Source organism: Corynebacterium occultum (assembly GCF_009734425.1).
Classification (GTDB): domain Bacteria; phylum Actinomycetota; class Actinomycetes; order Mycobacteriales; family Mycobacteriaceae; genus Corynebacterium; species Corynebacterium occultum.
Genome location: NZ_CP046455.1, coordinates 1,861,644 through 1,873,448, shown reverse-complemented (window position 1 = coordinate 1,873,448; position 11,805 = coordinate 1,861,644). Strand labels below are relative to the sequence as shown.

At 62.5% G+C, this 11,805-nt stretch carries 9 protein-coding genes; 5 read left to right on the top strand and 4 right to left on the bottom strand.

The window, feature by feature from the left end; translation table 11 throughout:
- Nucleotides 1-3: 3 nt before the first annotated feature.
- Complete coding sequence (locus COCCU_RS08725; RefSeq protein ID WP_156231147.1) at nt 4-2,529, top strand: ABC transporter permease; 2,526 nt, start codon at nt 4-6, stop codon at nt 2,527-2,529.
- A gap of 21 nt (nt 2,530-2,550) precedes the next feature.
- On the opposite strand, the gene rraA is transcribed toward COCCU_RS08725, so the two are convergent.
- The 3 genes from rraA to COCCU_RS08710 form a co-directional block, all read right to left on the bottom strand.
- Nucleotides 2,551-3,054 (bottom strand): ribonuclease E activity regulator RraA, encoded by a 504-nt coding sequence (rraA, locus tag COCCU_RS08720; protein ID WP_156231146.1) that lies wholly within the window; start codon nt 3,052-3,054, stop codon nt 2,551-2,553.
- A 144-nt stretch (nt 3,055-3,198) separates the two neighbouring features.
- Nucleotides 3,199-4,590 carry a mycothione reductase gene (gene mtr, locus COCCU_RS08715; protein WP_156231145.1) on the bottom strand — a complete coding sequence of 464 codons (1,392 nt, stop codon included), beginning with the start codon at nt 4,588-4,590 and terminating at the stop codon, nt 3,199-3,201.
- 252 nt (nt 4,591-4,842) lie between these two features.
- The gene (locus tag COCCU_RS08710) at nt 4,843-5,871 is read right to left on the bottom strand and encodes an alpha/beta hydrolase (protein WP_156231144.1); all 1,029 of its coding nucleotides are present in this window, start codon (nt 5,869-5,871) and stop codon (nt 4,843-4,845) included.
- Between the two features lie 357 nt (nt 5,872-6,228).
- On the opposite strand from COCCU_RS08710, the gene mqo reads away from it, so the two are divergent.
- The 3 genes from mqo to COCCU_RS08695 all read left to right on the top strand — a co-directional run bounded on the left by mqo (nt 6,229) and on the right by COCCU_RS08695 (nt 9,222).
- Nucleotides 6,229-7,716: a malate dehydrogenase (quinone) gene (gene mqo, locus COCCU_RS08705; RefSeq protein ID WP_156231143.1), complete on the top strand. Its 1,488-nt coding sequence runs from the start codon at nt 6,229-6,231 to the stop codon at nt 7,714-7,716.
- Between the two features lie 335 nt (nt 7,717-8,051).
- Nucleotides 8,052-8,228: a hypothetical protein gene (locus COCCU_RS08700; RefSeq protein WP_156231142.1), complete on the top strand. Its 177-nt coding sequence runs from the start codon at nt 8,052-8,054 to the stop codon at nt 8,226-8,228.
- Nucleotides 8,229-8,331: 103 nt separating this feature from the next.
- Nucleotides 8,332-9,222, top strand: a complete 891-nt coding sequence (locus COCCU_RS08695; protein WP_156231141.1) for a VOC family protein — start codon at nt 8,332-8,334, stop codon at nt 9,220-9,222.
- Nucleotides 9,223-9,228: 6 nt separating this feature from the next.
- Here COCCU_RS08695 and COCCU_RS08690 read toward each other — a convergent pair whose 3' ends face one another.
- Nucleotides 9,229-10,689: a protein adenylyltransferase SelO gene (locus COCCU_RS08690; RefSeq protein ID WP_197088504.1), complete on the bottom strand. Its 1,461-nt coding sequence runs from the start codon at nt 10,687-10,689 to the stop codon at nt 9,229-9,231.
- A 126-nt stretch (nt 10,690-10,815) separates the two neighbouring features.
- Between COCCU_RS08690 and cobA the strand changes: the two genes are divergently transcribed.
- Nucleotides 10,816-11,580: a uroporphyrinogen-III C-methyltransferase gene (gene cobA / locus COCCU_RS08685; protein ID WP_156231139.1), complete on the top strand. Its 765-nt coding sequence runs from the start codon at nt 10,816-10,818 to the stop codon at nt 11,578-11,580.
- The last annotated feature ends 225 nt before the right edge of the window (nt 11,581-11,805 follow it).

Sequence of the window (11,805 nt, the reverse complement as noted above, 5' to 3'; positions counted from 1 at the left end):
CAAGTGCTCAAGCTTGCTTTAGCGCAATTGCGTCGACGTACCCTCCGATATCTCTCCCTCTTCTTCAGCATCTTCGCCGCCGTGGCCATCACTGTCGCCACCGCCGCCATCACCTCCTCACTGACTCAATCGGTGAATCAGATGTACGCCCAGCCCTATGCGGCCAGCGATGTGGTGGTTACCCTGTCCAGCACCGACCGCCCCACCGTGGACGCGATCATCGGTGCCTTCGCGCAGGAACCCGCCATCGGCGACATTGCCTTTGATCAGTCCGCCAGTGCCGCAGTCGAGGTCTCCGACTCGCTCTATGACAGCGGTTATCTGCAGGCCATCTCCGAGGGGCCACAACAATGGCGCACCATCTCCGAAGGGCGCCTGCCGCTGGGCCCGGGCGAGGTGATGAGCACCGACCCTGCGGTGCAGGTGGGTACCCAGCTGCAGATCCGGCCCGGGCAGAGCAGTAACCGGGCCACCGTAGTCGTCGTCGGCAAGGCGGAACCCGCGCCCCATGAGGAGGCGCGGGGCCTTAATCTCTGGTTGGCTGACCCCCAGGCCATGGCGGAATGGTTCCCGGACACCATCCGCGGTGAGATACGCATCGCCGGTGCCGGACTGGGCGACAGTCCGGAGCAGCTGGCGGCAACGGTTGAGAGCACCCTGCTCAGTGTTGACCGGGCGAAGGGAACCGTGGCCACCTCCAAGGTGCACGGGGACCGCCTCGCCGCCGAATTCCTCGGTGACCGGAGCGCCTACTTCATGCTGCTGGGAGCTTTCCTGGCCGTGGTGGCGGTGGTCGCAGCCTTGGTCATCTTCTCCTCCTACCTGGTGATCGCCTCCAAGCGGCAGCGCGAATACGCCCTGCTTCGTGCCATCGGTGGCGGCAGTGGACAGTTGACCTTCTCGGTGATCCTGGAAGCGGTGCTGCTGTCTGTCCTCGGTTGCGTACTCGGTGTGCCCACCGGATACTTCCTGGCTGGTTTCGCCATCGAGAACGCCAACGCCATCGGGGTGGACGTTCCCATCGTGGAGGTGGTGTTGGAGCCGGCCGCCTACCTGATCATCGGTATTGCAGCGGTGCTGCTGACGGTGGCTGCCGCCTTGCCGGCCTCCCGGCGGGTGCTGCGCAGCCCGGTGGTGGCCTCCCTGCAGGCCAGGGGTTCCACATCAGCGAATCTGCTGGCGAGGACCCTGCTGATCCTCATCGGTGTCGGACTGATCTTCTGTGGTCGGTACGGCACCACCTTGTTGGACACCACCACCGCCACCGAAACAGTGGTGGTGGCGGTCGGTTCCGCCGGTCTGGCGGTCATGGGTGTGGTGCTGCTGGTTGCCGGCCTGTTGCCCTGGCTGCTGTCCTTGCTCTCGGTACCGCTGCAGAAGTTGAGTGCCCATCTCGGTCTGGCCGCCAGTTTCGCGGGTCGGCAGACCCTGCGTTCTGCCTCTCTGGTGGCCATTCTGGTGGCTGCCACCGCCCTGGTCTCGGCGGTGCTGACCGGGCAGGAGCGGATCGGCACCGCCATCGGAGAACGCAGTGCCGGGGAGTCCACCGCGGATGTGGTGGTGACCGGGGTGGGGGAGACGCTTTCCCAGCCGCTGGTGGACCAGCTGCAGGAACTGGAGGGGGTCGCCGCAGTGGCTGCCCCGCCGGCTGTCACCGTCACCGCCAACCAGGGCCGTAGCGATAACGCCTTCGCACTTTCGAAGGAGGACGCTGAAGCGGTGATCCGGCAGCAGTCGACCGGCATCCGGGTGGCCGGCCCCAATGAGCTGATCCTGGGGGAGCACTCCGACCTGCGGTCAGAGCTGGTGGAGGGTTCGGTGACCAGCATTGAGGTTTTCGGCAATCCCTATGAGGTGACGGTGCTCTATGACGATGGTCTACGGACGATGATCGACGCCGACATCGCCTGGGATGCCCAGGAGAAGGTCGCCATTCAACGTGGGGTGCCGGTGGAGCAGGCCCCTGAACTGCCGATGCCGTTGGCGCTGTTGCGCATGGAGGGTGCCGCAGATCAGGCGTCGGACAGTGCCGCTCTGAATGAGTTGCGTGACTTCCTCGCCGGACAGGGCCAGCAGGTCGCCCTCGCTGAGGAGTTCAGTGCGCGTTCCAATGCTGAGGAACTGGCCTTCCGGATGCTCACCATCTCCACCCTGCTGATGCTGGTCTCCCTGATCATCGCGGCGGTCGGTATCGCGAACACGGTGGCACTTTCAGTACGGGACCGGGCCCGGGACCGGGCGATCCTCAATAGCGTGGGTGTCACCCCCCTGGGGCAGCAGGCGGCACTGGGACTGGAGTTGCTGCTGCTCAGTGCTCCCGCGGCGTTGATCGGTTCCCTGGTGGGCAGCGCCTTCGGTTCCTGGATCGCAGCCGCCGTCGTCGACGGGCAACAACGCTTTGTCTGGCAGCCCGCCACGGAACAGCTGCCCCTGATCATCGTGGCCGCGGTAGTGCTGACCATGGTGATCGGTGCCCTGACCCAGGCCACCGCCGGCCGTAGCCGCTCGAACTCGCCCACTGATCTTTAGGGCAGGCGGTGGTGGTGGCAGCTAGGTCTGGGGTGTCTCGATCGGGTCTTCGGTGATGATGATGCCGTCGGCGTCGGCGTAGAGGATGTGGCCGGGCACGAAATCCACCCCACCGAAGTTGAGTACCGCATCACGCTCACCGATGCCGTCCTTGGCGGATTTCCGGGGGTTGGTGCCCAGCGCCTTGCAGCCGAAACTCATGGTGCCCACGGCAGCGGAGTCCCGGATGGCGCCGTTGATGACGACCCCGGCCCAGCCGTTGTCCACCCCGGCCTGCGCGATCAGGTCGCCCATCAGAGCGGTGTGCAGGGAAGCGTAACCGTCGATGACGAGGACTCCACCGGGGTTGGGCTCATTGAGAACCGTTTTGACCAGGCCGTTGTCCTGGTAACAGGAGACGGTGCTGATCACACCGCAGAAGTCGGTGTTGCCGCCGAAGTCCCGGAACTGGGTGTCACAACTACGGGCGTCTTCGGCACCGATGATGTCCACCAGGTCCGCTGTGGGGATGAAGGTCAGTGTCATGGCCTGAGATTAACCCCTTGTGTCCGGATTCACAGCGGGTTTGGAAAAGAATTCCCCGCCGGCTCTCTGGGGAAGGGGCAGGCGGGGAAGATGTCGAAGGGGTGCGCTGAACGGTGGGGCCCCTGGCAGCAGCGGGAAGAAAGCCTAGAACTCGAGGCCCAGGAGCGCGTTCTCGGTGACCTCGGGCAGGGCGGGATGGATCCAGTACTGCTTGGTGGCCACCTCGCGGACATCCAGGTCAAAAGCCATGATGGTGATCATCTGCTGGATCAGGGTGGAGGCCTGAGGGCCCATGTAGTGGGCACCGAGCAGTTTGCCACTGGCACGGTCTGCGATCAGCTTGACCAGGCCGGTCTGATCCTCCATGGCCCAGCCGTAGGCCACATCACCGTATTTCTGGACCTTGACGGTCACATCATGGCCGGCCTCGCGAGACTCTTCCTCGGTCATGCCGACGGTCGCGATCTGCGGGTTGGTGAAGATGGCGGAGGGGACCAGCTCATGCGGCATCGGTTTGAGATCATCCGGGTTGGCCAGGTTATGGCGCACCGCGCGGGTCTCGGCGTTGGCCACATGCTTGAGCTGGTAGGGGGAGGAGACATCACCCAGGGCCCAGACACCCTCGGCGCTGGTACGACCGAACTCATCGATCTTGATGCGCTCGCCGGCCATCTTCACGCCGGCGTTCTCCAGGGCCATCTGGTCACCGTTGGGGGTGCGGCCGGTGGCCACCAGGAGTGCCTCAGCAGTCAGCTTGGTGCCGTTCTCCAGGGTGATGGTGATGCCATTTTCATTTTCGGAGGCACCGACCACGGTCTGCCCCAGGTGGGCGTTGAAACGCTGGGCGGAGATCTCGGTGAAGGGGCCAGCCAGGTCCGGGTCCAGGTGTCGCAGCAGCTTGTGGGAACGGTTGACCACGGTGACCTCGGTACCCAGTCCCTCGAAGACATGCGCGAACTCCATCGCGATGAAGCCGCCACCCATGATGATCAGGGACTTCGGCTGCTTCGCCAACCGCATGATGGTCTCATTGGTGTGGTAGGTGACCCCGGAGTTGATGATCATCTGGGGGATGAAGGGGCGGGAACCGGTGGCGATGACCACCTGATCACCGGAGATGATCTTCTCCTGGGAACCCTGGCCGGTGCGGATGGTACGCGGCCCGACGAAGCTGGCGTGCTGGTCATAGACGGTGATGTTCGGGGTCTCCGGGCCCCGACGGTATTCTTCACCACCGGCGGCGATCAGATCGATGCGGTTGGTGAAGACACGGTCGACGATGCTGTCCCAGTCGACGCCGTTGACCTGGGAGTCGATGCCCAGGCGGTCAGCCTGACGGGTCGCCAGAGCGGTATCAGCGGCATGGACGTACATTTTCGTCGGGATGCAGCCCACATTCATGCAGGTGCCACCGAACTTCGACTTCTCGATGATGGCGATGGACATGTCATCATGTTCGGGGCCGGGAATGGAATTACCCGAACCGCCGCCGATGATGATGAGGTCGTAGTGTGCGTCGACCTTGATCTCGCTCATGTGTCTCCTTCTACCTGCGGCCCCGGCCATCGGGGCAGCACCCCCGCCGAGGAAAGATTTCCCAGGCTGGTTAATGTGTCTTTGATCCTTCAAAGGAAAATTCTATCAAATTTCGGAGATTGAATATGTCCGTGATTCCTCCGATAGTCCCCGACGACAGTCCCCGGCGCGCCGCAACCCTCCCTCACCCCGGGATGGGGGCTGTTGCGGCAGGGGACCCGGGTTGATCACGGTCCTGTTGATCCGGCGAACTCAGCGCGATGCCGGTTGGCTCTGTTTCGCCAACCATTCTGTGCTCACCTTAAAGGCTTCCTCACGGGCATGGCGCAGGGAGAGGAAGATATCGTGCCGGGCGCCTTCAATGGGGGCCACCTCCACCTGTGTCCCCAGCTTTGGTGCCCATTTCTGGATCTGTGTGACATCCAGCACTGCATCGGCGGTGTCGCTTGCGGGGGAATAGGGGTGGTTCAACCAGGATCTGGCGGAACACAGGGTGAGTACCGGCACGCCGACATCGACCCCACCCTCATGGATCTGCTTGTGGCCGATGACCACGGCCCGGGCCCAGGCCAGGAATTTGGGGAAGCCGCGGACCGGTTTCAGGGCCACATCAAACTCCCATTCGCCGTGGTGGTCCTTATGGATGGAGACGCCATAGGAGCCCAGGTTGCCTCCGGGCAGGGGGATCGAACCAAAACGTTTGCCCACCACCATCAGGGCGGGAATTGCCAGTCGCAGCAACACCTTCGGATACATCATGTCCAGCCACGGACTGTTGAGCACGAGGCCTCCGAGCCTGGCATGGCGCACCTGGTCGGAACGGCGGAGGTGATCGGCCCAGAGGGTGACGATCAGGCCACCGGTGGAGTGGCCGATGGGGAAGATCTGCCCATGAGTTTCGCTGAGCACATCAAGTGCGCCAGTCAGGTCGGGAAAGTAGTGCTGCAGATTATCGCTGTAGTGCCAGCGCTGTTCCTCCCGTCGACTGCGGCCGCATTTGCGCAGATCCACCGCATAGAAGGCATAACCCTGGTCGTGGAAGTATTCGGCTACGTGGGTGTGGAAGAAGTAGTCGGTCATGCCGTGCACCCAGAGCAGTGCCGGACGGCGGGGCCATTCCTGCAGATCGGTCCCTTCCGGGAGGTAGCGCACCACGGTGGCGAACACCTGCCCCTCACCCTCGGGGTCATTGCCCAGATGGAGGGTGTGCTGGCGGTAGTCCCCGCCGAGCGGGTCTTCCCGCCAGTCTCGGGGGGTGGCTTGTCCTTGTGTCGAGCTCATGTCTTCAGAGTCTAGGGTCAGACCAGCCGTCGTGCCCTCCGATCAGGCCGGTACCCCTTGGGATGGGCGGGGTTACATGGTGGGGGAGAGGTTGGCATCGTCATGGGGTCAGAGCCAGGGGGGATCTGAAAAGGGGCAGTTCCCGGGGGCCCAAATGGGGGTGAGTGTCCTCACCAAGCGTATTTTCCCTGCCCCATTTGCAAGGTAGGCCAACCCGAGGGCGTAAGATTGTCTGGCGATGACACCGAGAGGGCATCCCGGAAGTTCGTGATGCCACCGGTCGTTCAATCCCGAGCAGCTGAATGTGCCGGGCATCAGTCCAGGGAAACTGATTCTTAAAACGAAGAGGTAGATGAAGTGGCAAACACACAGAAGATCACCGATGAGGTCGATGTCGCACTGATCGGCGGCGGCGTGATGAGCGCGACTCTCGGGGCAATGCTCCGTCAGCTGGAGCCCGGGTGGTCGCAGGTGGTCTTCGAGCGTCTCGACGCTCCCGCCCAGGAATCCTCCTCTCCGTGGAATAACGCCGGCACCGGCCACTCCGCGCTCTGTGAGCTGAACTACACTCCAGAGATCAACGGCAAGGTTGACATCACCAAGGCTGTCAACATCAACGAGAAGTTCCAGCTCTCCCGCCAGTTCTGGGCTCATCAGATCGACAATGGTGTGCTGGGTGACCCCAGCGAGTTCATCAACCCGGTTCCGCACATCTCCTTTGGTCAGGGCGAGGACCAGGTCCGCTACATCAAGAACCGCTTTGATGCGTTGCGTGAGCACCCCCTCTTCCCGGGCATGGAGTACTCCGATGACCGTGAGGTCTTCGCTGAGAAGCTGCCGCTGATGGCGCAGGGCCGTGCTGAGTCCGAGAAGACCGCCATCTCCTGGATCGACGAGGGCACCGACATCAACTTCGGTGCCCTGTCCCGTCAGTTCTTGGAAGCCTCCCAGATTGCGGGCACCGAGGTCCGTTACGGTTCCGAGGTCACCAGCATCGACCGCGATGGCGCCAAGTGGAAGCTGACCGTCAAGAACCTGCACACCGGTGACAAGCAGGTCATCCGCGCCAACTTCGTCTTCGTCGGTGCCGGTGGCTATGCCCTGGACCTGCTGCGCAGTGCCGGCATCCCGGAGATCAAGGGTTTCGCCGGTTTCCCGGTCTCCGGCCTGTGGCTGCGTTGCACCAATGAGGAGCTCATCGAGCAGCACTCCGCCAAGGTCTACGGCAAGGCATCCGTCGGCGCTCCGCCGATGTCGGTCCCGCACCTGGACACCCGCGTCATCGACGGCCAGAAGGGCCTGCTCTTCGGTCCTTACGGTGGCTGGACCCCGAAGTTCCTGAAGCAGGGTTCCTACCTGGATCTCTTCAAGTCCATCCGTCCGGACAACATCCCTTCTTACCTGGGTGTCGCCGCACAGGAGTTCGATCTGACCAAGTACCTCATCTCTGAGGTCATGAACAAGTTCGATGACCGCGTTGAGGCGTTGCGTGCTTATGTTCCGGATGCTGAGGGCAAGGACTGGGAAACCATCGTCGCCGGTCAGCGTGTCCAGGTGATCAAGCCGGTCGGTTTCCCGAAGTTCGGCTCCCTGGAGTTCGGTACCACCCTGATCAACAACTCCGAGGGCACCATCGCCGGTCTGCTTGGTGCCTCCCCGGGTGCCTCCATCGCCCCAGCCGCCATGATCGAGGTTCTGGAGCGTTGCTTCGGCGACCGTCTGATCCAGTGGGCTGAGCCACTCAAGGAGATGTTCCCGACCTACGGTCAGAAGCTCTCCGAGAAGCCGGAGCTCTTCACCGAGATGTGGGACTACACCCAGAAGTCCCTGAAGCTGGAGAAGTAGAACCACCCCTGCTTTGCAGCAGTCCCCTCCGTCCCCCTGATGATCATCTAGGGGGGTGGAGGGGATTTGTTCGTCCCGGGGGGCGGGTTTTCTGCTGAGATGCTCATCCTTGTCCCCGGGATGAGGGCGAGCACCCTGGGAACCCCTGTGGGGGCCTAAGTCCATGGGTTATTTTAAGGATTCTGTTATTTTTTGTCCTGACAGCACGGCACTCCTCCCGGGGAAGTGACTTACTCCCACAATCAGCAGCGAGGTCTGGCGCCACCTCTCCCGGAATTTCAAAGGCCTCGGGCACGTCATCGTCCGCCCAGCTCATCCCGCCGGTGGTCCTGGGTGTGCTGACCCTGGTTTCTGCGGCCCGAACCTCTCTCGATCAACATGCACTTCTCCGGCCTACCGCAGCTGGGCTCACTCAACCGGTGGCCATGGCGGTGGTGATGACCGGGGTGGCACTCATTGCCACGATCGGAATCCAGGTTGGTGGCCGGGTACTGCGCCCGATCGGGGCCTGAGAGAAATCCGCTGCCCCGCTAATTGGGGGTCTCGACCCGGGCAGGGTGGGGGCGTAGCGTAAAAGGCGAACAACTTATATCCACGTGATCAGGGAGCCTGATTATGCAAAGAATCATCCCCAATATCTGGATCAACCGGGTTGCTGATGAAGCAGCTGAGTTCTACGTCAACACCCTCCCCGGAACCCGGTTGCTGAGTTCCGATAAATACCCCGAGGAAGGTCTCCTGGATTTTCAGGTCGAATTCGCGGGGAAAACACTGGTGAACACCCTCGAGATCGAAGGCTTCCAATTCGTTCTCATCAACGCCGGAGATGAGTTCACCCCGAACCCCGCTATCAGCTTCTTCCTCAACTTCGACCCCTCCCAGCGTTCCGCTGCCCGAGCCGAGCTCGACCAGATCTGGGAGAAACTCAAGGAGGACGGCACCGTTCTCATGGAGCTGGGGGAGTACCCCTTCAGCACACACTATGGCTGGGTGCAGGACAGGTACGGCGTGAACTGGCAGCTCATGCTCACCGACCCGGCAGGAGAACACCGACCCTTCCTCATCCCCAGCCTGATGTTCTGTGGCGCAGCTCAGAACCAGGCTGCCGAAGCCACTGATCACTATCTGAACCTCTTGCCGGATTCCCGGCTGGGCACCCGGGTCACCTATCCGGAAGCGCAGGGGCCCGCCACCACCAGGGCCATCATGTTCTCCGATTTTCAGCTCTACGGGCAGTGGCTGGCCGCCATGGATTCCGCGGTGGAGCAGCCCTTCACCTTCAGTGCAGGGGTCTCCCTGCAGATCAATGCCACTGATCAGGCTGAGATCGACCGGTTCTGGGAGGGGCTCTCCCATGTCCCCGAGGCAGAGCAGTGCGGCTGGTGTCAGGACCGCTGGGGAGTCAGCTGGCAGATCGTCCCGGAGAACCTGGGGGAACTCATGGCGAAACCCGGTGGCTATGAGGTGATGCTGAACCAGCACAAGATCATCATTGATGAGTACTGAGCGGGCTCAGGTACCGCAGAAGGTGGCGTAGTCACCGAAGTCCGGCGGTGCCGGCTGTTCAAAACGCTCCTTGCCCTGGCGGCGCAGGAAAGGATCGGTGACCACTTCCAGCAGCTCATGGAAGGGCTTCAGATCCCCGTTGTCGGTGGCGGCGACCAGGGCCTCCTCCACCAGGTGGTTGCGCGGAATATAGACCGGGTTGCTCTCCTGCATGATCTGGGTATCCGGTCCCAGTTCCCGCCAGAGCCCCAACCACTCCCGCAAGCGGTTCTGATCTTTGACCAGAGCCAGAAGGGGGCTGTACCCATCCTCGGCGGAATCTGCCAGGGTGCGCAGGAAACCCGTCAGATCAGGCTGCTCCTCGTGCAGGATCACCTCCAGCGCATCCAGCAGCTCCACCATCGCCGACTGCTCACCACGTTCTGGCAGGCCGATCGCTTCGCTCATCTCTGCCCGCCAGGCAGCGCGATAGCGTTGGTTATGCCCCACCATCTCATCCTGGGCCAGGGTCAGCGCCTGATCAGCTTCCCGATCGAAAAGGGGCAACAGGGTCTCCGCGAAGCGGGCCAGGTTCCAGCCCAGCACCACCGGCTGATTACCGTAGGCATAGCGGCCCTGCTGATCAATGGAGCTGAACACCGTCCCCGGATTGTAGAAGTCCATGAAGGCGCAGGGGCCGTAGTCGATGGTTTCCCCCGAGATCGTGGTGTTGTCGGTATTCATCACCCCGTGAATGAACCCCAGCCTCATCCACCTGGCCACCAGGCAGACCTGTTCCCGGGAAACTGCGCGGAAGAGCTCGAAATAGGGCTTCTCGGTGTCCATGAGCTCCGGGTGGTGGCGCCTGATGGCGAAATCTGCGAGCTTTTTGGTGATCTCCAGATGGTCATCATCAAGCAGCCGGGCGTATTGGAAGGAACCGACCCTAAGATGACTGGCGGCCACCCGCACCAGGAGGGCACCATCAACCACCCGGGTCCGGGAAATCCGCCGACCGGTCCGGATCACCGCCAGGGCACGGGTGGTGGGAACACCGAGGGCATGCATCGCCTCACTGATCAGATACTCCCGCAGCATGGGGCCTAAAGCACCCCGCCCATCCCCGCCGCGGGAGAATGGGGTGGGGCCGGAACCTTTCAGGTGGAGATCGAAGATATCATCTTCAGGGCCGGTGATCTCCCCGAGGAGCAGGGCACGGCCGTCGCCAAGCCGAGGGGAGAAACCGCCGAACTGATGGCCGGAATAACCCTGCGCCACCGGTGTCGCCCCCTCGGGAAGGTTCTTGCCCAGCAGGAAGTTCATGCCTTCCTCAGTGCCCAACCACTCTGGGTCGATCCCGAGATCCCGGGCAAGATCCTCATTGAGCACCGCGATCTCAGGAGCGGGGAAGTCCTCGGACTGCCAGGGGATCGAGAGCTCTGGAAGCTCCCTGGCGAAATGGTTCGAGAGGGTCGGGAGGTTGTGGATACTGCCTTCGGAAGCGGACATGACTCCAGTGTCGCATATACACCAGGCTTTGTGACCGGGGTCTCCTGAACTTCTGCGGGAGGAAAGTTTAAGGAAAGTGAACCAAGCAGTCTAGTATGGGTGTCCATGAGCACCAATTCCTCTGCAGCACACGCATCCACCCACGACCTTCCCGGGGTCACCCTGGTCGGTGGTGGTCCCGGCGCCTGGGATCTGATCACGGTCCGTGGCATGCGGGCCCTCCAGGAAGCTGATGTCATCCTCACCGACCACCTCGGTCCCACTGATGAGCTGGAGAAGCTCTGTGATGTCTCCACCAAGGAGATCATCGACGTCGCGAAGCTGCCCTATAGTCGCCAGGTATCGCAGGAGAAAACCAATGAACTGCTCATCGAACATGCATTAGCCGGAAAAAAGGTGGTCCGCCTCAAGGGTGGGGACCCCTTCGTATTCGGCCGCGGTCATGAAGAACTGGTGGTCTGTCGCGACGCCGGCATCCCCTGCGAGGTGGTCCCCGGGGTAACCAGCGCTATCTCGGTTCCGGCGGCAGTAGGCATCCCCATCACCAACCGTGGTGTCGTCCACTCCTTCACCGTGGTCTCCGGACACCTGCCCCCGGGCCACCCCAAGTCCCTGGTGAACTGGTCTGCCCTGGCCAAAAGTGGCGGCACCATCTCGGTGATCATGGGTGTGAAGAACGCTGCAGCCATCGCCCAGGCCCTGATCGAAGGCGGTCTGAGTCCACGGACCCCGGCCGCCGTCATCCAGGAGGGAACCACCGAAGGACAGCGCTCCTTCCGCTGCGACCTGGAAACACTCGGTGAAACCTTCGAGAAGGAAAACATCGAGTCACCAGCCGTGTATGTCATCGGGGAGGTGGCAGGACTGTAGCTAACCTGTGGCTCTTTTCCCGATCCCTGGTTCCCACGGGGCAGGAAAGAGCAGGGGGCAGGCCCAGGGGATCTTCCCGCGGCATCGCCACGTCTCCGGGGCGCCCCCCTGGGACCCCCCCGGGCCACCGCGCCAACAACAGACCCAGGGCGATGAAGGGTCGGTGCGATGGGGGAACCACCAGCCGCGAGACTGCAGCTCCACTGTCCGGAATCAGGATGATCC

Excerpts from the sequence above, each read along its gene's own strand:
- rraA (WP_156231146.1), bottom strand. The coding sequence starts at position 3,054 with ATGACACTGACCTTCATCCCCACAGCGGACCTGGTGGACATCATCGGT.
- COCCU_RS08695 (WP_156231141.1), top strand. The coding sequence starts at position 8,332 with ATGCAAAGAATCATCCCCAATATCTGGATCAACCGGGTTGCTGATGAA.
- COCCU_RS08710 (WP_156231144.1), bottom strand. The coding sequence starts at position 5,871 with ATGAGCTCGACACAAGGACAAGCCACCCCCCGAGACTGGCGGGAAGAC.
- cobA (WP_156231139.1), top strand. The coding sequence starts at position 10,816 with ATGAGCACCAATTCCTCTGCAGCACACGCATCCACCCACGACCTTCCC.
- mtr (WP_156231145.1), bottom strand. The coding sequence starts at position 4,590 with ATGAGCGAGATCAAGGTCGACGCACACTACGACCTCATCATCATCGGC.